A 22,495-nucleotide genomic window follows, 5' to 3' on the forward strand; every position below is an offset into this window, starting at 1 on the left:
TGCTATCATTATATAGTATTTCGACGCAGATTTAAAGGAGTTATTGAAAATGTACCCGAAAAAATCCATCAAGTTAACACTCACGCTATGTCTGCTGCTACTACTTGTGCTCTTTACATCCTGCGCTGCCGGAAAAGAACCAGAGCCTCCAAAGGAAAATAACAGCGACAAGATCTCGACCAAAATAGATGCTTATACCACCGATCTTCTGGATTCCTCGGATTCCATGCAATCCAACCAGGCCATACTGAAATATCTCTCTGACTGGGCAGAAGCCAAGAAGATCGACCACTATCTGGACAAGGCTGGTAACTTGATCTTCACACGGGGAGCTTCTGAAGGATATGGCCAGTGTGCCCCCACTGTACTTCTCTGTCCCTGTGACTACAGACAGTACCAGCAGTGCATCCCGCCAATCGCCATGTCCCTGTATCTGATCAAGAATACTGAAGATGCAGGAAGACTCACAGTGATCTACACGCCCTCTGAGGGCGATCGATACAAGGCTTTGTCCTCACTGGATCAGAATCTGCTTCCGGATAATGCCGGGATCCTGACGCTGAATCCCGGTCCCAAGGGCGTCTTCGCCACTTCCTCTGCAGCAGGATCGACTTATCGTTTCCAGTTGAAGGGAAAGCGCGCCGATCCGCAGCTGACTGCAGCCTATCAGATCCAGATCACAGGCCTTCCCACCTATTTTCCGGATGCAAGGGTGGATCAGGCAGTCAATCCTATCAGCGAACTGGAAAATATACTGACATGGATCAATAATCGCAAGGACTCGTTTGAACTGGCTTCCTTTCACAGCGGGATCGACCAGTCCCTCTATGCGCCCTCCGCTTCCATGACCATCACCATCGATGCTAATGACGAGGCAGCCTTCCTGGAGAAGATGGGCGATCTACAGGAAAAATGGACGGAGAAGTATAGCAAGGACTATCCGGACTCCGCCCTCACCTATCAGAAGACTGACCTCCCAAAGAAAGTCTACAACGCAGATACGACACACAGGCTGGTCAGTTTCATGTACACGCTGCTGAATGGGGAGTATTACAGAGATGACGAAGGTAACCTTCTCTCTATATGCAGCATAACCGGGATCAGCACCGAGAAGAAAACCATCAGGATCATATCCTCCGCCTACAGCCTGGATGAGACTGTCCTCAAGGAGATCGACAACGGAGAAATGACCCTGGCAAATCTGTCGGGAGCCGGATTCGAAACGATCCATGCCCTTCCTCTGTGGAACGGCGTGGAAGACTCTGATTTTACAAAAGCCATCAAGAAATCTTACGATAAGATCTCCGGCAAGAGCCTACACTACGATCGTTCTGTGGCGCCCACCTGCACGGGCTATGTGCAGTCCCTCACGAAAAGCCAGGACCTTCTGAGCATCACTGTCAGCGACAACATCGTCAAGGAATGCACGGAAACAATCCTGGATTATATGTCCTCGCTGAAAGAGGTCGAATGATAAACATAGAGCTGCGGTCATCGCAGCTCTATTGCTTTCTGACAAAGTATATGTTCATGTCCGTCTTGCGGGAGATCCCTTTCACTTTCGCCTTATTGGAGTATTGCCACATGCTGAAAACGAAGGGATAAGATGTCTTGTCGGTGTAATGGGCCAGCCAAACCGGATATCTGGTCAGATAGCCGAGATTGATGTCGGTCAACAGCCACCGCGGATTGCCGTATACCATCGGTACATAACCGTGAGACTGAATGGTTGTACAGAAGGCATCAGCGATCTCGGTCTTCTGCTTTCGGGTGAGGTTTCCGATCCTGCTTCCGGACGTCTCCTCCATATCAAAGGCAACCGGCATGCTGACTTCCTTCCCGCGGATCTTACGTACTACATATCTGGCTTCTTCCACCGCCTCTTCTACGGAGTTTGCCTGGGAGAAGAAATATACGCCTACCTTGAGACCGGCTGCCTTCGCGTTCTTCAGGTTCTCCGCGAAACGACTGTCCTCCTGAATACGTCCGGAATCCGTAGCTCGATACCCCACTCGGATCATGGCGAAAGAGATGCCCTGCTTACGCACTTTCTTCCAGTTGATCTTTCCTTGATAAACGGAAACATCAACGCCCGCTTCCGAGGTGTAGCGACTGTCCTCATATAGCAGATTTCCGTTCTCCTCATAAAACCCATCCTCGCTGTATGGAGATGCAGATACGGACATCTTCTCACCGAGCCCCTCATATTCCCCCAACGCAAAACGAAAAATACAAAAGACAAAGAGACATGCGATCGCAATCATTGCAAGTATAACGATCGCGCTAGCCAGTCTCCTGTCTCTCTTTCGGACCCGTCTCTTCCGGGTCAAAGTTCTTCCTTCTCTTTCTCAGACTCGCTGAGTTCCTGGCAGGCACTGGCCAACACCAGAATCGCCAGCGTACAAAGACTGAATACCATCCACTTATACTTCATAGGTAATTCCCCCTTCCCCTTATAACGGTATTCCGTTCCTTTCATCTCATTCTAATGAAATAATAGTATCATATCATGAGGAAACTTTCAATTGCAAGTATCACTTATTTATGGTACAATTTGAGGGTATGTAAGTTGTAGAAAGAAGACGAAAAGAGGTAAATTTTGAAGAGAAAGTTTTTTACGTCCATTCTGATCCTCCTCGTCGCGTTCACCCTGTCGTTTACGTCTGTGTTTGCGGATACTCCGCTGGGCAGCGACCAGGGTGCACCAGAAGATCAACAGACACAGAGTCAGAGTTCTGAGGATGAGAATACCGGTGCTGATCCGGTCGAGAACCCGGATCAGAACGCAGATGCGACAAAAAACGACGAAGGTCAGCAAGAGATCGATGCCAATGTCGAGAACGAGCAGAATGCTTCGGAAGAGCCTGCATCGGCACAGGCGCTCCGTGCACCGGCCCCAGTTACTTATGAGAAGCTCACCTTCTCCACCAAGTCTCTGGCACTGAAGGCGAAGCTCATCTCCTCCAACAAGGACAATTCTAAGACACTGACCTGGGGGAAGAACATCAACTACGTTTTCACACTCACTCCCCAGGGAGGAGCTCCGGGACAGAAGAAAACTGTCAATGTATCTCTGGCAAACACATATAAGAGTCCAACAGTCGAGAAGGTGGTCGACTTCGGTGATCTGACATTTGACAAGCCGGGCGAATACAAGTACACCGTAACGGAGACACTGAAAAACAACAGCGCAGACCTGTACAGTAAGTTCTTCACCAGGAACGACACCAAGGTCCGCACCGTGACCATCACCGTCACAGCGAACAGCGACAATAAGCTGGAAGCAAAGGCATCCGTCTCAGGTGGTGCTTTCAACAACAGCGTGTTCGACATCGACCGGCCTTATTCCGTCATGGTGAGACCCAGCGGGATCAACAAGGTCAAGACCTCCCTGCCACGCGGATTCAAACATGCTACTGTCTACCAGTGTGAAGGCAGAAGTACTTCCACAGGAACCTACATTGTCTGGTATTCCGTTGGTGGCGCCAAGGGATATATCATCTACAAGAAGGCCGGCACCACCGGCAAGTGGAAATATGTCAAGAAGGTGAAGGGATACAGTTACCTTTCCTACCGTGACAAGCACGTACGCAATGGCGGCTTTTATCAGTACAAGGTCATTGCTTACACCAAGAAAACCAAGAAGAAACCTGCCATCAATCCCAAGGACAACACCGGGATCATGAGCACCTACTTCCTTACCAAGCCGGTCTGCTCCCAATCCGGTAAGACCGTCTCCTGGAGAACCAACAGCAAGGCGGACGGCATGCGTGTCGAGGTCTCCAAGAACAACATCTTCATTGGTTCGCAGGTCTACATGGTACCGAAGGGCAGAAACAGCCTGGTCATCCCGAACTTCAGCACCGGCAATGGCGGCTACAAGTACGTTCGAGTCATGCCCTACAAGAAGTTCGATGGCCGTTATCACTACGGTCTGCCCTGGCTGAATGGATACACCTACAAGAACTTCTACACAAACGTCGAGTTCATCGTGAAGGACCAGTTCAAGAACGAGTCCTCCAAACACCAGAACTCAAGGGACGTGAAAGAGATGCTGTCCATGGCTGGACAGAAGATGTGGGGATGGGATACCACTCAGGGAATCACCTACGATGGCAAGTACGCCTATATGAACGTAGAAAACAGATATGCCAACTCCATCAAGGTCATCAAGATGGATACTACCAACAACTTCAAGGTGGTAAAGGTATCGGCGCCGGTACAGGGTTGTCATGGCAATGACATCACCTATAACAGTGACACCAAGAAGCTCTATATCACCTACTCCTACTTCAACAAGCGGTATGTGGCTCGTATGAACCCGAATACCATGAAGTACGAGGGCAGAAACTACATCAAGGTTCCCTATCACATCGCTGGACCTCACGGCCACAAGGCGATCAGGAACCTGAACTGTTACAACGAGATTCATTACGACAATGTGAAGAAGCAATACCTTCTGAAGAAAAAGGAATCTCATTCCATGATCGTTCTGGACAAAAACTTCAAGGTCATTCGCTACATGCGTATCCATGAACGTGTAGAGATCACCAACCAGAATATGCAGGCCACGCCGGAATTCTTCTTCCGCGTACAGAGTAACTACCAGTCCAACCAGAAGAACAATTATGTTACCGTATTCGACTGGCACGGCACCTATATCACCCACTTCAATCTGAAGTTCGATGGCGTGCTGGGCAAGGCAGAGTTGGAGAACATCTTCTTTATCGGTGACCAGATGTACGGTGCCTGCTACAAGAAGTGGTGGGACAAGATGCCGGTAGGCAGCACTGTCAAGCTGGACAAGGTAAAGAAACACGGCAAATGGGTATTCAAGACCAAGAAAGTCACCAAGGCCAATCAGAACAGTCTGAGACAGCTCAGAAGAACTTCTTACATCTTCCGGATCAAGGCCTTCGGTTGATCAAGTAACTGCAAGGAGCCACAGCAGAAATCTGCTGTGGCTCCTTTTTTGTCCCATAAAAAACCTCCGCAATATTGCGGAGGACTGTTTGTAAGCGATGTGTTCGCATACTCGTTATATTCAGTTTGTTTCGCTCTCCCACTCCTGCAGCCCCTTCTGTTGCAAGCGCATAGCGCGATCCAGCGGAACCGGGTCAGGTGCAGGCTGCAACAGGAAATCCCGTAGCTCTTCCACGCCCCTTCCTGTTACAGAATCCACCTCAAAAATCCTGTAAACACCGGCATTTTCCAACCACTGTCTGGCCATCGGGACGTTCGCCTTCTCTGCGTCTACCTTGGTGATTACTCCAATCAACGGACGGTTGATAGCTGTTGGAAGGCCATAACCGAGAATACTGAAGGGTTCATCAGCCCCGCACAGGATCCCCACGATATCACTTTCAAAAGAAAAGCAACAGAGTGCGACGGAAGATTTCTGATATTTAGACTCATAGTATTCTCCCGGCGTATCTATAAAGATATCCCAGGTGTTGACATATTGCGTCTTATCGTAATTGATATCCTGATCCTTCAGAGCCTGGATCAGCGTTGTCTTTCCGGCCTCGCTTCTGCCCGCCAGATAGAGTTTCTGGATAGGCTTTCCGTTGATCGTGGCCTCCTGGGCTGTCCGCTTGGACTGCTCATATTCCATTTGGTTCAATTCTGACGGACAAAGTGCCATAATTACCTCACTGCGTAGAGATCTCACATACTCTGTATCCAAAGACATCTCGGAAGAACTCCAGGTTCTCATACATGGCCTGATCAACGGAGGAACGTACCCCCGTTATAATCAGTGTGCCTGAGAAACGATCCATGAATCCCACGTCCACATTCCCCGCCTTCACTGCGATATCTGCTGCGATGATGGCGTTCTCCGGAGGAGTGATACTCAGGATTCCAAGGGATCCCGACGGGTGCGCACCAGCATGGAATCCGATATCCAACCCCAGGTTGCTGAATACCGTGTAGTCCGGCGATCCAATGATATGGGCGAAGGTGATCTCCTTCCCGGGTGTAGACACCTGAACAGAGCGGATCTGGCCAGTACCCCCCGCTCTTTCGATTGCCTTTCCATATATCTCGTTCAGCACCTGATTGATAGAATTACGTTCTGCCATTTCCTGTCACCTCCCAAACGAAAATTACCGTTTGGTGATCGGACAGGATACATATCCTAAGGTATCGCGGAAATAGGATACCACCTCGTGGATGGCGTTTGTTACCGCGGAGATCTCTCCCGTGATGATCAATGTTCCTGAGAATCTGTCCGCAAAACCCAGATAGACCTCTCCGCTCTTCACTGAGATGTCAGAAGCAATGACTACCGACTCCATGGGTGTCATGTTCATGATCCCTATGGCGGATGTGCTGTAGTCGATGTTCGGATTCAGTCCTAACTTGGTATATACAATGGGAGCCGGACCACCGATGATATGAGCTAAAGTGATCTCTTTGCCTGCCACTGTTTCCTGTACGATTCTTACCTGCTCGCTGTGGTCATTTCTGTCTTGCATTATTGTTTCCTTTCGCTCATATGTATTATAGACATTATATATCAACTAGCCCGTATAATGCAAGATGAACTCACCTTCGTCCTTTCGCATTGTTGTCTACTAGATTAAATACTGAAATATATTATAATACAGATATCTATTTTTTTCAACAATCAGGGCTTGCAAAATCCTCTTAATTGTACTATAATAACTCTCGGACAGATAGCGGGGAGTGGCGCAGTTTGGTAGCGCACCTGACTGGGGGTCAGGTGGCCGCAGGTTCAAATCCTGTCTCTCCGACCACAGCGGTGATCACGATTGGTCGCCGCTCTTTTCTTTCCGCAAAAAACGACCCGCAGAAGATTTCGTCTCCTGCGGGTCGTTTTCATTCGGTTTCTGTGTCTATTTCCCTTTCACCCGGTCGATGATCAATTCCAGATCTTCAATACCCGGCTGCCTTGGATTGGTCTTGGTACAAGGATCGGCCAGTGCAGCCTTTGCCATCTCGTGACGAAGTTTCTCCACCTCTTCCGTGCATATATCCATCCCTTCCAGGGTCGCTGGAATTCCGAACAGCCTGTTCAGATCGCGTACCTTGCTGCAGAGACTGCTCACTGCAAGCGGGACACTGGAATACGGCAAACCTATGAGCTTGGAGATTCTCTGGTACTTTCTGGCGGTCACCGTCTCCATACCGCTGTCCAGATGAGCGTTAAACTCGATGGAATGCTGCAGAACGATGGCATTGGCTCTGCCGTGCGGAATGTGGAACTTGGCACCGATGGCATGCGCTACGCTGTGGTTGATACCCAATCCCACCATGCTGAATGCCATTCCAGCCAGGCAGGATGCGTTATGTACCTTCTCGCGTGCCTCCATATCATCCCCATGGGCGTAGGCGTAGGGAAGGAAACGCATCAACAGTGTGATGGACTTCTCTGCCAACGCATCGGTGAAGTCATTGGAATCATTGGATACATAAGCCTCCAGTGCATGGGTCAGCGCATCCATTCCGGTGTCTGCAGTGATACTGGGCGGCATAGACTTGACAAGTTCCGGATCGAGGATGGCGACAGTAGGCTGTAGCGCCTCATCGATCAACGGGTATTTAACCCCTTCCTGCTTGTTAGAGATCACAGAGAACTGCGTCACCTCTGAACCGGTTCCGCTGGTGGTTGGAATCGCATAACAGCGCTTGATGTTGGCAAGTTCTTTCTGCTCTGCCAGATAGCGGATCGCCTTGCAAGCATCGATAGCAGAGCCACCGCCCACAGCGATCAGAATGCTGGCCTTACACTGCATCAGGCACTGGATCCCGGCAGATACCACCTCGATGGGAGGATCAGGTACTACCTCATCGAAAACGCTGATGGTACAGTTGGTCAGATGGCAGGTAATATTATCCAACATTCCAGATTTCTTGATGAACGCATCACACACGATGAGCACGTTCTCGTCGTGGATTTCGTCTAATGCACAAAGTGAGTCCCGCCCAAAAAACAGATTGGATTTGATTTTGAAGTTATCCATATCCGGTCCCTTTCCTAAAGTCTTACATAATAATCTATTAACATGAGACTATCATAGTTAGTCAAAAAAGTCAATTTAAAATACAGCCCCTCCACAAATGCGGAGCTCCCTATCTCTATCGAATCGCATCTTTCATGGTTTTCACATAAGCACCCACATATGCAGGTGCCGCTCTTCCATATCGTTCGATCAGTTTGATGATTGCCGAACCCACGATCGCCCCATCCGCTATTTCTGACATTTTCTTCGCCTGGACAGGAGTGGAAATGCCAAATCCGATGGCACAGGGCACCTTTGCATTTTCTCTTACAACTTTTGTGATGGAATCCAGATCGGTAGTGATCTCTTTCCTCGTCCCGGTCACACCAAGGCTGGACACGATGTAGATAAACCCTTCTGCCTCTTTTGCGATCCTTGCGATGCGATTATCTGAGGTGGGGGCGATGAGTGAGATCAGATCCACTCCATATCGGTTACAGAAGGGCAGGAACTCTTCCTTCTCTTCATAAGGCAGGTCAGGAAGGATGATCCCGTCTACCCCGATCTCCCGACAGCTCGCGAGAAATCTGTCCGCACCGTAGGAAAACACCACATTGGCATAGGTCATGAAGACCATGGGTGTACTGATATCACGTTTCAGATCCCGAACGAGATCAAAGATCCGATCGGTCGTTACACCGCCTTCCAATGCTCTTTGATTGGCGGCCTGGATGACAGGCCCCTCTGCCGTGGGATCCGAGAACGGGATGCCGAGTTCAATCAGATCTGCGCCACTGTCCACAACTGCACGGACGACGGAAGCTGTCGTTTCCAGGTCAGGATCACCGCAGGTGATAAAGGGAATGAATGCTTTCCCATTCTGAAAAGCTCGTCCAATGTTACTCATGAATATCCTCCCCTCTGTACCGGGCGATGGCGGCGCAGTCCTTGTCGCCTCTTCCGGAAAGTGTGACCACGACGATTTCCTCCTTGCTCATGGAGGGCGCGATCTTCAAGGCGTAAGCCACGGCATGTGCCGATTCGATGGCCGGGATGATTCCTTCTGTCCTTGCCAGATATTCAAAAGCCTGCACCGCTTCTTCATCCGTCACAGGAACGTAATCCGCTCTTCCGGTATCATGCAGATAAGCGTGCTCCGGGCCGATACCAGGATAATCCAATCCCGCAGAAATGGAATAGACAGGCGCGATCTGTCCGTATTCGTCCTGACAGAAGTAGGATTTCATTCCATGAAAGATCCCTTCTCTTCCTGTGGCGATGGTGGCTGCCGTGTCCGGTGTATCGATGCCTCTGCCGGCTGCCTCGCATCCGATCAAACGTACATCCTGGTCATCGAGAAAGTGATAGAAACTGCCTATGGCGTTGGACCCACCCCCCACACAGGCAATGACCGCATCCGGCAGTCTGCCCTCCTTCTGCAGGATCTGTGATCTGGTTTCTCGAGAAATCACCGCCTGAAAATCGCGAACCATGGCAGGGAACGGGTGAGGCCCCATCACCGATCCGAGGCAGTAGTGCGTGTCGTGGATACGGGATGTCCATTCTCGCATGGCTTCCGATACAGCGTCTTTCAGCGTTGATGTACCTGTCTTGACAGGAATCACCTCTGCACCAAGCAGCCTCATGCGGTATACATTCAGCGCCTGACGGACGGTGTCCTCCTCCCCCATAAAAACTACGCACGAAAGCCCCATCAGCGCTGCAGCGGTGGCGGTTGCAACGCCGTGCTGTCCAGCGCCGGTCTCCGCGATCAGGCGGGTCTTCCCCATCTTTTTTGCAAGCAGTGCCTGCCCCAGAACATTGTTGATCTTGTGTGCCCCTGTATGATTGAGATCCTCGCGTTTCAGATAGATCTTTGCGCCTCCCAGGTCACTCGTCATTCTGCCTGCAAAGTAAAGCCGCGACGGTCTTCCTGCATACTCGTTGAGCAGCGTCGTTAGCTCGCTGTTAAATGTGGTATCTGATCTGTAATGCTCATAAGCTTCCTCCAATTCGATCACCGCGTTCATAAGGGTCTCCGGAATATACTGTCCTCCGTGAGGCCCAAAACGCCCCCTTGGGTTCGTCATCGATCGTTCACCTCCTGAACTGCTGCCTGAAAGGCTGTCATTTTTGCTTTGTCCTTCTTCCCCTCAGTTTCTATACCGGAACTGACATCCACCGCAAAAGGCCGTAACCTGCGCACCGCCGCCGCTACATTATCCGGTGTCAGACCACCGGCCAGGAAATATGGTCTGGTCATATGTTTGAGAAAGCTCCAGTCAAACGCCCTGCCTGTCCCTGTGCCAGAGTCGAGCAGAACGTGATCTGCGGTGCTTTGGTTCGCTTCTTCGATGTCCTCTGCGGTACGCACACGAACTGCCTTTATCAAAGGCTTGTCCGTGATGTTCCGAAGAGCATCGATATACGCCTCATCCTCATGCCCATGAAGCTGGGCCAAATCGATGATCCCCTGGTTCAGCAGCGCGGCAACCATCTCCGGACTCTCATCCACAAACACGCCCACTGCCTTGATGCCTGGCGAAAGCAACTTTCTGAGCGCCGATGCGTGCTCCGGTGACACATAGCGGGTGCTCCCCTGAGCGAACACAAAGCCTACAAAGTCCGGCGACACCTCGTTTGCCGCGACAATATCCCTTATTTGCCAAAGTCCACAAAGCTTTGTCCTGGTCATACCCCACCTCGCAGTTCTGCGAGTCTGGCTCTCTTATCCTTGGCCCGCATTAGCGTCTCTCCGACCAAAACAGCATCCACTCCGATCTCGCGCAGCCTGGCGATGTCCGCTGCTTCTTTCACACCGCTTTCCGACACAAACAGCACATCATCAGGGATCTGTGCCCGCAGCCTCAGGCTATTGTCTGTATCCACCGAGAAATCACGCAGATTGCGGTTGTTGACCCCGATCAGCCTTGCGCCCGCTCCAAGTGCCATAGACACCTCCGCCTCATCATGGGCTTCCACCAGCGCTGAGAGTCCCAGTACATCACAGAGGTTGATATATTCCCTGATCTGTCCTTCACTCAACAGAGAACAGATCAGAAGCACCGCCGAAGCACCCAGCAACTTCGCCTCGTAGATCATATATTCATCCACAGTGAAGTCTTTTCGCAGACAAGGTACGGATACTTCTGAGGCGATCTCTTTCAGATGCTCTTCGCTTCCCAGAAACCATCTTGGTTCCGTCAGCACAGAAATGCAATCTGCTCCGGCTTCTTCGTACTCTCTGGCAATCTTTAGATACGGATAATCCGGGGCGATCAGGCCCCTGGAGGGCGATGCCTTCTTACACTCGCATATAAACGAGAGGTCCTGGCCCTTAAGCGCCTTCTCAAAAGCAAAGTCGCCTTTCTCTGTTTTCATCGCCTGTAGTTTGATTTCAGCAAGCGGTCGCCTCTGCTTTGCTTCCTTCACGCGAATATGCGCGTATGCAGCCAACTGTTCTAGTATCGTCATGCCTCTGCCTCCGGACGATTGCTTATCTCAATGAGTCTTTGCAGTGTCTCGATCGCTCTCCCAGAATCAATGATTTCCGCGGCGAGCTCTATACCGTCTGCGATGCTTTCCGCTTTGCCGCCGATATAGAGTGCCGCCCCTGCATTCATCAGGACCGCGTTTCTCTTAGCGCCCTTCTCGCCGTTCAGTATGGCGAGCGTGATTCTGGCATTCTCATCTGGTGTGCCGCCTCTAAGATCCTCCCTTGTACAACGAACAAACCCAAAGTCTTCCGGCTTGATCACGGAGGACTTGTACCAGCCATCCCGGATCTCACAGATCGTGGTGGGGGCACTCATGGAGATCTCATCCAGTTTATCCTGCCCGTATACGACCATGCCTCGCCGAATCCCCAGATTGATCAGAACCTGGGCAAGAGGCTCTACAAGATAATCGTCATACACCCCCAGAAGCTGCATAGAGGGGGTTCCCGGATTGGTGAGGGGCCCGAGAATGTTAAACACGGTACGGAATCCCAGTTCTTTACGGATCGACCCCACATATTTCATGGAGGTGTGGTATTTCTGTGCGAAGAAAAAGCACATCCCAACTTCCTCCAGAAGCTGTAGACACCTTGCCGGACTTTGTTGAATATTGACGCCGAGTGCCTCCAGACAATCTGCTGTGCCGCACAGGGAGGATGCTGCACGATTTCCATGCTTGGCAACCTTCATCCCCGCAGCGGCAGCCACCAGTGCCGAGGTCGTGGAAATATTGAAACTATGTGCGTTGTCACCGCCGGTCCCAACGATCTCAAAGACTTCCATCCCCGTATCGACCCTGGTAGCGTGGGCTCTCATCGCCGCAGCACATCCTGCGATCTCATCGGTGGTCTCGGCTCTGGCACTTTTGGTGGAGAGTGCCGCCAGAAAAGCAGCGTTCTGCGTAGCAGTTGTCTCACCGCTCATGATCTCGTTCATCACCGTATATGCCTCCTCATAGGTAAGGTCTTCTTTACTTACGATCTTTACAATGGCATCTTTAATCATGTATTATATCTCCTTTATGAAATTATTCAGCATCTTCTCCCCATCTGGTGTCATAATGGACTCCGGATGAAATTGTACCCCGTATATAGGATAGTCTCTATGTTGTACAGCCATGATCTCATGGTCCTTTGTCTCCGCTGTGATTCTAAGCTGTACTGGAATCGTACCGGGCTCGACGACCAGTGAATGGTAACGGGCGACCTCCGTCGTTTCCGGACAGCCCCTGAACAAGGGACATCCCTCGTCCAGCCGCACCTTGGATTGCTTGCCGTGCATCAATTTATTCGCATAAGTGATCCTGGCGCCATAAGCAGCACAGATCGCCTGATGGCCGAGGCAGACACCAAGGATCGGAATTTCGTGGATCTCTCTCACAACCTCCATGAGAATGCCTGCATCCTCGGGTCGCCCGGGGCCAGGGGACAAAACAATGTGCTCCGGTCTGAGTTCCCTGATCTGTTCTACCGACATTTCATCATTGCGGATGACCCGGATCTCTGGATCACACGCTCCGATCATCTGATAGAGATTATAGGAAAAACTATCATAATTATCGATTAGCAAAATCATAATTCCTCCTCCTGTGCAAGTTCCAATGCCTTGAGGGAAGATCTGGCTTTGTTCAGGCACTCTTCGTACTCCTTCTCAGGGACAGAATCCGCCACGATGCCCGCACCGCTTCTCACAAACACCTTTCCGTTTTTCTTATAGGCGATGCGGATGGCGATGCAGGTATCCATATTGCCCGTAAAGTCGATATATCCAATGGCACCACCGTAAATTCCCCTCTTATTGTTTTCCAGTTCTCCGATGAGCTGGCACGCTCTGATTTTGGGAGCACCGGACAGAGTGCCTGCCGGAAGGACCGCCTCTATGGCATCCAGTGCGTCCTTGTCATCCCGAATCTCCCCTCGTACCGTCGAGCCAATGTGCATCACATGAGAGTATCGTTCGATGGACCGTAGCTTTTCCACCTCTACTGTACCGAACCTGCTGATCTTCCCCAGATCATTTCTGCCCAGATCTACCAGCATGTTGTGTTCGGCCAGTTCCTTCTCGTCAGCGAGCAGCTCGGCTTCCAGGGCATCGTCTTCCTCCTCTGTCCTGCCCCGCTTCCTTGTCCCTGCCAGCGGGAAGGTGTGAAGCACACCTTTGTCCAGTTTAACCAGCGTCTCAGGGGATGCCCCCGCGACCTCAACATCCGTCCCCGAGAAGTAAAACATATACGGTGACGGGTTGATGGTCCGCAATACTCGATAGGTGTTCAACAGACTCCCTTCAAAGGGAGCACTCAATCGATTGGAAAGAACGATCTGAAAGATATCGCCCTCCCTGATGTAACCCTTTGCCTTTTCCACCATGCAGCAAAATTCCTCCTTGCTAAACAGAGGTGTGACTTCGCCGAGGATCCTCCCTCCTGGCTCCATCTTCTTCTCTCCACTCCTCAGTAGATCCATCAGCTGCTTAAGTTCCCAGGCGGCTTTTCGGTAGTTGGTATCCGGATCATCAAGCGCCATGTTCACGATCAGGATGATCTTCTGGCGGATATGATCGAATACAATTACCTTGTCAAACAGCATGAGGTCCACATCCCGGAAGTGCTCACTGTCTTTCGTCTCCGTGATTGCACTTGGCTCGCTGTAGCCGAGGTAATCGAACGAAAAGTATCCTACCAGCCCTCCTGTAAAAGGTGGGAGATCCTCAAACCGCGGGCTTCTGTATGCAGATAGCACGCCTCGTATATAATCCGATGGGTCACCTGTGACGTATTTCATTTTGCCGGCTTCCAGAATCCCGTTCATAGTGCCGCCGATACAGGTGATCTCCATCTTTGGATCAAACCCGAGAAACGTATACCTCCCCCATGTTTCGTCTGCCTGAGCGGATTCCAGCATATAGCTGTGTTTGGATACATTCTTCAGGATTCTGATCGCCTCAATGGGTGTGATGAAATCTGACAGTATCTCACAACTGACCGGAAGCACATCGTATTTCCCTGTGGCTGCGATCTTTTCCACATCGCTGAGTGCCGGTGAAATGTTCATAATTCTTACCTCCTGAAACTCTATGGTGTTTCCTGTCAGATGAGCACAAAAAAGTCCCTGACAGAAATACGATCTGTCAAGGACGAATTCTACATGATCCGCGGTGCCACCTTGATTCACGAGTCCCCTCGTGCGCTTAGCAGGATACCATCATATCCCCGGCAAATAACGTCTGCCTGCAACGTCGCAGAATACTCAACACAGAAATGTGTCTTTGACTGCGCCCTCAGCGGTCCATTTGACAACTTGTTTCTTGCCTGATTCTCAGCATCGCAGGCTCTCTGTAAAGGCATCATTGCCGTTATCTCCGCGTCAACGGTTTAGATAAAAGATTTTTTATATATTAGTACAATTTTGGCGACTTGTCAATATCTACAAATATAATATAATATTTATTCATACGAAATGATTTTATATTGAAACATAAACCAGCAGATGGTATACTATATTCAATTATCCGTCGGTAACTGTATGAAAAGAAAGGATCGATCCAAATGATTACGAAGAAGCTGTTTTCAATACTTTTGATGATTATGTTATTACTTGTTCCGTTGGCGGGATGTGGATCTCCGGCCGCAAGTGATGATGAAAGCTCTGATACTACTTATGAAGAAGAGCAATCCGAGGAAACGGTTCCGGAGAACGCGGTCAAAGCAAGAGTCGAGTTAGATGAGTATCAGTTTTTTGCCGATTCCCCTAAAGATATCGTTGTCACTGGCGTGATCAATAAGTCATTCGGGCAAGATATTATTGTACTGAGAGGAAACAAGGAAGTTGCCAGGATCACCTTGGAGGGAAATGATGGCGAGGAAGAATATTTCGATATTACGGTCCCTTCACAAGCGATCACAGATGTCCATAACACCTTTCAGATCAAAGGTGGTGAAATCTCCGGCGTTGTAGATGAAACCAACACCAAGACATTTACCATAAACCTGCCTGATAATGAATGATACAAGCAAACAACAGCAGCGACAGTCTTTGAATGCAACATATGACAGGGGAAAGCCCCTGTCATATTCTTTCAAGTCATGCATATCCTTTTATCTTAGACATAAAGAGTCTCCTATGATTGATATTATCATAGAAGACCCTTTCAACCGGAATTTATTTGTTTCTTTTCCCAGTGTTTTTGGTACCGCGCACTTCTTCGTGATAGAAGTAGTCGACGATCGTTGGCTGACCCTTTGGAACTCTCTCATACGGGGTTTCATTGTCTACAAATCTGCAGCCATATTTTTGAGCCAAGTTTTCTGCTTTTTTTTCAAGTTCTTCAAAATAGCTACGGTCCTTTTTAGTATATATTTCCTGATACAACGGAAAAAGCTCCGGATGCTTTTCCGCAATATAGTCCATGATTACTTTCTTAAATCCGCCTCTAAGATTAAGATTCTCAAGCCATATTAAATCACATTGATCCTTCGCTCGTTCAAATATTGCTTCTATATCTGTTAATCCAGGGAATACTGGTGAAATAAAGCACACTGTGCGGATTCCTGCATCATAAACCTGCTTCATCGCTGCAAGCCTTCTCTCAATACTGACAGCATCATCCATGTCTTCACAGAAGCACTCGTCCAAAGTATTCACCGACCAGGATACAGTCAGCCTGTTTTTCTTATTGATTTCCTTTAGCAGCTCCAAATCGCGAAGCACAAGGTCAGACTTCGTACAAATCAGTATATCCGCACCGCTGTCTTTTAGTTGCTCAAGTATTGCTCTTGTTCTTTCATAGATTTTTTCCTGTGGAAGATAACCGTCAGTAACTGTACCTATGATCACTTTTTGTCCAGCATATTTCTCTGGTTTCTTTATTTCCGGCCATTCTTTTACATCCAGAAATGTTCCCCATTCTTCTGTATGACCTGTAAACCGTTTCATGAATGACGCGTAACAATACTTGCAACCATGCGTACATCCAATATAAGGGTTTACCGCATACCCGCCAAGAGGCCCATTGGATTTTGTCATTACGCTCATTGTTTCTTTATACCCTATTTTGATATTGCTATGCTTTGTCATGCTTCCTCCACATTATCAACAATCATCATCTTTTCTCTATCTTTTACTTCATTTGCTATCCCAAATACAACAAAAAACCACTTATTTTCAAGCCTTTCAGCACCTCTTACCTGTCAGCATATGCCATCAGTGCTACCGTCTCCACATGCCCCGAGACGCCATTATGAATGTCCACAGTACAAGCGAATTAACCAACCAGAGCGCGTTCAACCGAAAAAATCTACTGTTTCTCTTCGGCCGAACACTTCTACAAACTGGAAATTAGCGGCCTGAAATCTTCTTTGCTTTGGTCAGCCACAGGGCATAAAGCGCTTCCGCAACCAGCAGAACACCAAAGAGGATCAACTGTGGCGCGGATGACGAGGCGAGCTGCTCAACGAACAGGCTGTTTGTAAAATCGATCAGGAAGTGGGCGACAATGACCTGCAGGATGCTGTTGTTCTTGAGATAAACGGCAGCGAAAACCATGCCGACCACAAAAGAGTATGCCATCTGTACTGAAACGCTGACGACATCGAGGCCGACCAGATTGGTCAGGTGCGCTGCGGCGAACAAAGCAGCGGAAATGAACAAGCATGGAAGCGCACCGGTTCCCTTTTTCTTCAGGTTATAGATCAGAATGCCCCGGAAAAGGACTTCCTCAAAGATGGCCGGCGCCGACGCAGTGACCAAAGCCTCGATTACGAAATTTCTTCCTCCGAACACCATCCCGGAACTGAAATTGTAAAAGAGATTCCACGCGGCAAACAGCAGCGCCGGAATGACCGCTGGAAGGTTCTTAAAAGGCCGGTCGCGTGTAAACGCTCTATTATAAATCACAATCAGCGCCGCGCCGATCAGAACCCTGCCGACCGAGGAACTCAGCGCGGGGTGCACATTGAAAATCGCACCCACCAGCGAAAAAACCCCGGCGGCAAGGAATGCCGCAATGACCAGAACGATCTCAAACAAGACCGGGTGTCTTTCTCCAAACTGAAACATCGTACTTATTCCTTAACACATGGAATGATTCTCTTTCCGTCTCTCCCCGGCAAGCTCCTGTTTGTCGCCGTTCCTGCTCCATGCACCGACTTTCCTGAGGAACAGGATCAGTGCGATGAGGGTTCCTATCATAGCCACAATGGCACCGATCGCCATCGGGATAAGATAGTTGTAGTATGGCAGATTTGCTAGCTGGTCCGCAGTTATGCCTACTAGATCTTTAGTGCTGCCGACGACCGACATGAGGCCTATGATAAACATGTCGAACACTGTGTGAACCAGAATAGGTACTAGCAGTGACAATACGTGATACTTGGACTGTCCAGTGACACGGGCTTTGCCGTAATAATATCCCATGATCCCCTGGAACAGGATATGACCCGGCAGGATCGCCCGGATAATAGTTCCGGCACCGTCGAACAGATAAGTCATATCCTCCAGAAGAGTGAATCCGATACCAACAGCGATCGCTGCTATGATCACATCCAGCCAGCAGACAACTTCCCTGTTCTTCCTTATTGCAAGACGGAACACGATGTATTTGATGATCTCTTCGGTCAGAGAGGCAGTGATCAGGGCCGTCAGAAAGCCGCTGACGATCGGGTTCATGCCAAAGAATGTGTCTTCCTTAATAGGCAGTACCTGTGACAGGCAGAACCACAGGATCACACCCAGTGCGCCGAATAATACGAACTTGATGACCGCTTTCCTGGAATAAGGTTCTCCGGTCTTTTTCCTGAGTACCCAGGCCAGAATGAGAAAACACACAGCGAACTGTGCAAGTGCTGCAAAAATCATTTTTTATCCTCCATAATACTTATATAGTCCAGCCCGATCAGGTAAACGGATACGATCGAGCCAGGTTTTTTTATTTCTCAGGCATATACCAGAATGTATCGTATTTGTGCTGGTATATCCGGCCTCCTTTCGGCACCTGGCGCAATGCATTACGCACATTATAGAAATCTCCTGCAGCAGTCGCTATGCCAAGCATGCCCAGTGTTGCCAGCACAGTGAGTTTCGGATTGATCCAGAAAATGATGAACGGGATAAACCCAAGCACTATACTCGGGAGTAAGCATTTGAATATGAAATGACCTTTGCTCATCCTCTCCGGCCCCGCCATGAACAGCATCCCATGCTTCAGATCATGAAACATATACACATCATCTTTAAAGCATATAGCGTGCAGGAACTCATGGGGAATGATCGTCAGAAGATACAGAAAGACTCCTGCATAGCTGAAGACAACATCTCGGGCTCTTATGCACGCCAGAATGAAGAAAAAGAATATTATTGCGACTGAAATTATGGACATTATACCGCTGAGCTGTTTTGGATCCTTAGCTTCCTTGAACTGCACTGCTCCCGGTTCATGCTCCAGACAAGGAATATCATCCGGATTGCCGCTGTACTTACCTGCATAGTGAAATGTCATATGTTCTCCTTTTGAATATAAGACCTGTTTTTTCTTCGATCAAGGAAGCTGGTGGATGAAGTCTACCAGTTTTTCACGGTCGTAGAAAGTATCGTACTTGCTGATGGTAAAATCAGGAACAATGCCCTGGTCAGCATTATATAGTGATCCGTTCTTGAGCGTGCTGATCTGGATCGGCTGTATCCAATTTCCTCTGATACTAATTTTACACTATCTCCCTTCTCAAAACAACGACGAAATACTTCCAGCTTAAACTCCGCCGGAGGGTTTCGGGGATGCTCGATGGTGTTTTTACAATTGGGTTTCTTTCGTTTTACTCTTGGTTTCCCTTCGTTGCGAATCCAGTTATGCAACTGTTCTCTGCTTGGATAACCGAGTCGGCGCACTGTATCTGTAACGGATCCTATCCGATGATACATACGTAGTGCCTTAACTCTCTGCTCTTCTGAATACATCAATGACTCCTTTCAGAGCCCTCATATGTGTCCAGGTTTTTGTCCGCATCCCCGTCTCCAATCGACATCGAGGCATAATAAGAGCTCCCCACCGCCTTGATTGGTAGTGAGGAGCTTTGGTATGTCTTACTTCTTTCTCTTCTTCGGAGCAGGCAGTTCTTCATACATCGCTTCCAGTAGCTCTCGCAGGAACTCCCTGTTTTCTACATCGTCTACAAGCAGCATTTCTTTCGCTCCTTCATACGGAAGCTCCAACTCTGCATCTGGCATCATGGTCACCGCAGCCTTCACAGGTTTCACCAGAAAGCGGTCATCATATATACCTCCGACCACCTTGCCGCAGTAGTAGATGATGTATTCCCCCATCATGGCACGATAGGATATGTCATCCAGCCCTGAAAGCTGATCTAATATGTATTCCAGATAATCTTTACTTGATGACATACTATTCTCTCCTACATTGATTATGATGATTGTCCTCTTGTCTTCCTGCAAATTGCCACAATGCATCCAATTACAATAGGAATAGGATGCAAATACCACAGAAGGTCAAGCCCGGTTGTCACCACCATCAATCCTACCAGTGATACAAACGCCGTAATCAGATAACACACCAGCAACACTATACCTAAAACCAAGCCTGCCCTTCCTTTTCCCCATAGACAGGTGACAAGAAATCCGATTCCCATGATCCACGCTCCGGTCTTATAGGGATTAATGATTGTAAAGACAGGCAACAGCAAATCCTGTGTTGCATTAGGCAAAACAAATATATACACGCCCATGAGCACGAATATTACAATGCAGATCGCATCAATGATCTTAACTGCCTTCATAGACATTTCGACACCTCACTTACTCTTGAAGCAGAGTCTCTTCTAAATAATCTTCCATCTCATAAATTCCCCTGTACGGTTGTTCGATATAGTGTTTACTATCTTTATCGTAGTAGTAAACCACTGTTGATTCACCAACGGTATTGATGCTGATGGTTCCGTAGGCGTCAACATTCGTAGGCTGGTCATTTACGGATTCCAACCGAGTCGGTTCAGCTGCGCTTAAAGCAGTCATGACTGTCTCAATCTGATTGGCTTCTGTAATATCGGCTTTAGCTCCGTCGAGCGTAATGACCTCTATACTTATGACAGCCTCATTGGATGGCAAATCTATCGGCTCAGCTTTCTTTCCGCATCCAGCCAAAACTGTCAGAATGCAAATCATTGTTAATATAAGGATTCTTCTATTCATTCGTTAATATCCCCACGTCATCAGCTTCCACTGACCACCGTCAGAACGTGCCAGCCACCATTGCCAATCCGTATACTCTTCATCTGCATCCCAAGCACCACCGCCTTCTTTTGGTGAATGGAAATTGCTCTTAAACATAATACACTGCGCGAATGATTCCTTTGCATCATTTGCTTTTTCCAGCTCATTCATCCACTTTATGTTTTCATCATTGCATTCCTCATCCGTACCATAGGTGATGCTATGCAGTTCGCAGCCATCCCAAGTATCAAATTCTTTTTTTATCATCTGAATTGCAGAATCCATATCTTCTTTTGAGTATATTGATGAATTGCCGTAATCTATTGTTACTTCAGACGAAGACTTCGCGCAACATCCAGCTAACATAACAACACATATAACGGTAAGCAATAATGCAATCATTTTTCTCATCGTTTCAGTTCTCCTATACTCTCCCCATTCTTATATACAACCGGCGCAGGGTCGCCCTCTTCTGATGTGTAGTCCGGTCTCTCGGAAAGCATCTCTATCAGATCGTTCTCATCTTTGAAGAGTGTGATTTTGAATGGATCGCCGAAAGCGATCTTCTCCACGAACAAATAGTTGCTATCGACAGATTCGATATTCCTGCAATCAATCAGAATACCGGTATGTCCAACGAATGCTGCCTCCTCCTCATAAGCCTTAAACAGGATGCTGATGACGGAGCATTTATCGCTTTCCACATTTATTCCATGTTTACTCCAGTTTTCGGGTAGGGTTTCGGCAAACCTATTCTTCGAGATTGCCATTTCGCCAAACATGGTAGTAAACAGCTGTTTCTTTTCCTTCAGTATGCTGTACTCGTCTTTATTCTCTATCGCATCCATATCGAACATCAGGTAAGTGCCATTGTAGTCTTCCTCAACGCTGTCGTATTTGATCAGTTCACCTGCAAGAAGCATGACTGTCATACGGCAGTCGGCATCGGTAAAGCCAGACATGTCCGAAGCTTTCTCGGACGCACCAGATGCCGAGTCCTTAACCCATTTCTCAAACACATCCACATTGGAGAGACCTGCCTCATTTAGGATTTCGCACACCTGCGATACGTTTTCTTTTGTTATGTCGCCGGATTCGAGCGGCTTTCCCTTTCCCGAACTGCATGCTGCAAGCGCGGTTAGCACCAGAACCATAAGAAGGCTCAGTACGATCGATTTTCTACTCATTCGTCCTTATTTGACCTCATATTTTAAATTCCCTCGACATCAACTCTAAGCCGTTAGAATTATTGTAGCCACTCTGGTTGAGAGTCTATATTTGATGCGAGTTTTACAAGAGTACATTTACCCACTCTTCGATCCAAAATCACAAACATTCGAACCACTGCGTTTTCATCATCCAAATATACAGCAATGCTCTGATATCCAAACAGCGCACTCGACCCTCCGTCAAAATGAGCCGTAGATAAGTTTCCGGGGAGTGTTTTTCGAGCTGCGCGAGTGAGCAACATACACAGATCCCATAGCAACGCTCCTCTCTGCCCTGACATCTAAATAGCCGTCTCAACCCCCGACATCCAAATCACAGCCACAACCCGCTGTTATCCAAATCACTAACTCAACCCTACCGCAAAAACATCTAAACCGGCCACTCAACCCTCTGACATCTAAATGGCCTACTCAACCCTCCGACCGGAGCGATTGATATGTTCTGACAGAGCGATTTTTAAGGTCAAATCCGCCCACTGCCGCGGACGGCCTGATGCCAGGAAAGCCCGGAAATACGGCACTATTTCGGCAGTCAATCCTTAACCCGTGACATCAATACTACGCACTCCACATGCCTGGAGACTATG

The 22,495-nt window shown here is 48.7% G+C and carries 24 protein-coding genes and 1 tRNA gene; 4 read left to right on the forward strand and 21 right to left on the reverse strand.

The genetic code is table 11. The features are described 5' to 3' along the window. Positions 1-49: 49 nt before the first annotated feature. Complete coding sequence (locus P156_RS0102435) at positions 50-1,474, forward strand: hypothetical protein (RefSeq protein ID WP_027868786.1); 1,425 nt, start codon at positions 50-52, stop codon at positions 1,472-1,474. 28 nt (positions 1,475-1,502) lie between these two features. On the opposite strand, the gene P156_RS11265 is transcribed toward P156_RS0102435, so the two are convergent. Further along, positions 1,503-2,330 (reverse strand): glycoside hydrolase family 25 protein, encoded by an 828-nt coding sequence (locus tag P156_RS11265; protein WP_185752126.1) that lies wholly within the window; start codon positions 2,328-2,330, stop codon positions 1,503-1,505. A gap of 269 nt (positions 2,331-2,599) precedes the next feature. Between P156_RS11265 and P156_RS0102450 the strand changes: the two genes are divergently transcribed. Continuing rightward, positions 2,600-4,924 (forward strand): Spy0128 family protein, encoded by a 2,325-nt coding sequence (locus tag P156_RS0102450; protein ID WP_027868787.1) that lies wholly within the window; start codon positions 2,600-2,602, stop codon positions 4,922-4,924. 120 nt (positions 4,925-5,044) lie between these two features. Here the strand turns inward: P156_RS0102450 and P156_RS0102455 are convergent, their stop codons facing one another. Genes P156_RS0102455 through P156_RS0102465 form a run of 3 tightly spaced genes read right to left on the reverse strand, consistent with a single transcriptional unit; the run spans position 5,045 to position 6,479 of the window. After that, positions 5,045-5,614 carry a EutP/PduV family microcompartment system protein gene (locus P156_RS0102455; RefSeq protein WP_369770381.1) on the reverse strand — a complete coding sequence of 190 codons (570 nt, stop codon included), beginning with the start codon at positions 5,612-5,614 and terminating at the stop codon, positions 5,045-5,047. Positions 5,615-5,651: 37 nt separating this feature from the next. Then, positions 5,652-6,083, reverse strand: a complete 432-nt coding sequence (locus tag P156_RS0102460) for a BMC domain-containing protein (protein WP_027868789.1) — start codon at positions 6,081-6,083, stop codon at positions 5,652-5,654. A 24-nt stretch (positions 6,084-6,107) separates the two neighbouring features. Continuing rightward, positions 6,108-6,479: a BMC domain-containing protein gene (locus P156_RS0102465; RefSeq protein ID WP_027868790.1), complete on the reverse strand. Its 372-nt coding sequence runs from the start codon at positions 6,477-6,479 to the stop codon at positions 6,108-6,110. A 205-nt stretch (positions 6,480-6,684) separates the two neighbouring features. Here P156_RS0102465 and P156_RS0102470 point away from each other — a divergent pair. Continuing rightward, positions 6,685-6,761, forward strand: a tRNA-Pro gene (locus P156_RS0102470). Between the two features lie 99 nt (positions 6,762-6,860). Here the strand turns inward: P156_RS0102470 and P156_RS0102475 are convergent. The 8 genes from P156_RS0102475 to trpE all read right to left on the reverse strand — a co-directional run bounded on the left by P156_RS0102475 (position 6,861) and on the right by trpE (position 14,514). Continuing rightward, positions 6,861-7,988 carry a 1-propanol dehydrogenase PduQ gene (locus tag P156_RS0102475; RefSeq protein WP_027868791.1) on the reverse strand — a complete coding sequence of 376 codons (1,128 nt, stop codon included), beginning with the start codon at positions 7,986-7,988 and terminating at the stop codon, positions 6,861-6,863. 115 nt (positions 7,989-8,103) lie between these two features. After that, complete coding sequence (gene trpA, locus P156_RS0102480) at positions 8,104-8,874, reverse strand: tryptophan synthase subunit alpha (RefSeq protein ID WP_027868792.1); 771 nt, start codon at positions 8,872-8,874, stop codon at positions 8,104-8,106. Beyond that, positions 8,867-10,057 carry a tryptophan synthase subunit beta gene (trpB, locus tag P156_RS0102485; RefSeq protein ID WP_027868793.1) on the reverse strand — a complete coding sequence of 397 codons (1,191 nt, stop codon included), beginning with the start codon at positions 10,055-10,057 and terminating at the stop codon, positions 8,867-8,869. The genes trpA and trpB overlap by 8 nt, the downstream gene beginning before the upstream one ends. Further along, positions 10,054-10,662, reverse strand: coding sequence for a phosphoribosylanthranilate isomerase (locus P156_RS0102490; RefSeq protein WP_027868794.1), 609 nt, complete (start codon positions 10,660-10,662; stop codon positions 10,054-10,056). The genes trpB and P156_RS0102490 overlap by 4 nt, the downstream gene beginning before the upstream one ends. Further along, positions 10,659-11,441 (reverse strand): indole-3-glycerol phosphate synthase TrpC, encoded by a 783-nt coding sequence (trpC, locus tag P156_RS0102495; RefSeq protein WP_027868795.1) that lies wholly within the window; start codon positions 11,439-11,441, stop codon positions 10,659-10,661. The genes P156_RS0102490 and trpC overlap by 4 nt, the downstream gene beginning before the upstream one ends. Further along, positions 11,438-12,469, reverse strand: coding sequence for an anthranilate phosphoribosyltransferase (gene trpD, locus P156_RS0102500; RefSeq protein ID WP_027868796.1), 1,032 nt, complete (start codon positions 12,467-12,469; stop codon positions 11,438-11,440). Before trpD ends, trpC begins: the two co-directional genes overlap by 4 nt. A 3-nt stretch (positions 12,470-12,472) precedes the next feature. Continuing rightward, positions 12,473-13,039: an aminodeoxychorismate/anthranilate synthase component II gene (locus P156_RS0102505; protein ID WP_027868797.1), complete on the reverse strand. Its 567-nt coding sequence runs from the start codon at positions 13,037-13,039 to the stop codon at positions 12,473-12,475. Beyond that, complete coding sequence (trpE, locus tag P156_RS0102510) at positions 13,036-14,514, reverse strand: anthranilate synthase component I (RefSeq protein WP_027868798.1); 1,479 nt, start codon at positions 14,512-14,514, stop codon at positions 13,036-13,038. Before trpE ends, P156_RS0102505 begins: the two co-directional genes overlap by 4 nt. Before the next feature lie 494 nt (positions 14,515-15,008). On the opposite strand from trpE, the gene P156_RS0102515 reads away from it, so the two are divergent. Continuing rightward, on the forward strand, positions 15,009-15,467 hold the full coding sequence (locus P156_RS0102515) for a hypothetical protein (RefSeq protein ID WP_027868799.1): 459 nt from the start codon (positions 15,009-15,011) through the stop codon (positions 15,465-15,467). 154 nt (positions 15,468-15,621) lie between these two features. On the opposite strand, the gene P156_RS0102520 is transcribed toward P156_RS0102515, so the two are convergent. The 9 genes from P156_RS0102520 to P156_RS11270 form a co-directional block, all read right to left on the reverse strand. Beyond that, the gene (locus P156_RS0102520; RefSeq protein ID WP_027868800.1) at positions 15,622-16,536 is read right to left on the reverse strand and encodes a radical SAM mobile pair protein B; all 915 of its coding nucleotides are present in this window, start codon (positions 16,534-16,536) and stop codon (positions 15,622-15,624) included. Positions 16,537-16,797: 261 nt separating this feature from the next. Continuing rightward, complete coding sequence (locus P156_RS0102525) at positions 16,798-17,487, reverse strand: CPBP family intramembrane glutamic endopeptidase (protein ID WP_185752127.1); 690 nt, start codon at positions 17,485-17,487, stop codon at positions 16,798-16,800. Between the two features lie 42 nt (positions 17,488-17,529). Then, positions 17,530-18,315 carry a PrsW family glutamic-type intramembrane protease gene (locus P156_RS0102530; RefSeq protein WP_027868802.1) on the reverse strand — a complete coding sequence of 262 codons (786 nt, stop codon included), beginning with the start codon at positions 18,313-18,315 and terminating at the stop codon, positions 17,530-17,532. Between the two features lie 70 nt (positions 18,316-18,385). Then, entirely contained in the window at positions 18,386-18,955 is a 570-nt protein-coding gene (locus tag P156_RS0102535; protein WP_027868803.1) for a DUF3267 domain-containing protein, read from the reverse strand. Between the two features lie 581 nt (positions 18,956-19,536). Continuing rightward, positions 19,537-19,854 carry a TfoX/Sxy family protein gene (locus P156_RS0102540; protein ID WP_027868804.1) on the reverse strand — a complete coding sequence of 106 codons (318 nt, stop codon included), beginning with the start codon at positions 19,852-19,854 and terminating at the stop codon, positions 19,537-19,539. Positions 19,855-19,874: 20 nt separating this feature from the next. Beyond that, complete coding sequence (locus tag P156_RS0102545; protein WP_185752128.1) at positions 19,875-20,246, reverse strand: hypothetical protein; 372 nt, start codon at positions 20,244-20,246, stop codon at positions 19,875-19,877. Positions 20,247-20,265: 19 nt separating this feature from the next. Next, positions 20,266-20,658 (reverse strand): DUF5301 domain-containing protein, encoded by a 393-nt coding sequence (locus P156_RS0102550; protein ID WP_027868806.1) that lies wholly within the window; start codon positions 20,656-20,658, stop codon positions 20,266-20,268. 3 nt (positions 20,659-20,661) lie between these two features. Continuing rightward, a complete protein-coding gene (locus tag P156_RS0102555) occupies positions 20,662-21,090 on the reverse strand; it encodes a hypothetical protein (RefSeq protein ID WP_027868807.1) in 429 nt (142 codons plus the stop codon). Next, positions 21,087-21,866 carry a DUF4300 family protein gene (locus P156_RS11270; RefSeq protein ID WP_051600548.1) on the reverse strand — a complete coding sequence of 260 codons (780 nt, stop codon included), beginning with the start codon at positions 21,864-21,866 and terminating at the stop codon, positions 21,087-21,089. Before P156_RS11270 ends, P156_RS0102555 begins: the two co-directional genes overlap by 4 nt. Between the last annotated feature and the right edge of the window lie 629 nt (positions 21,867-22,495).

The organism is Eubacterium sp. AB3007 (genome assembly GCF_000688015.1).
Lineage (GTDB): Bacteria > Bacillota > Clostridia > Peptostreptococcales > Anaerovoracaceae > Aminicella.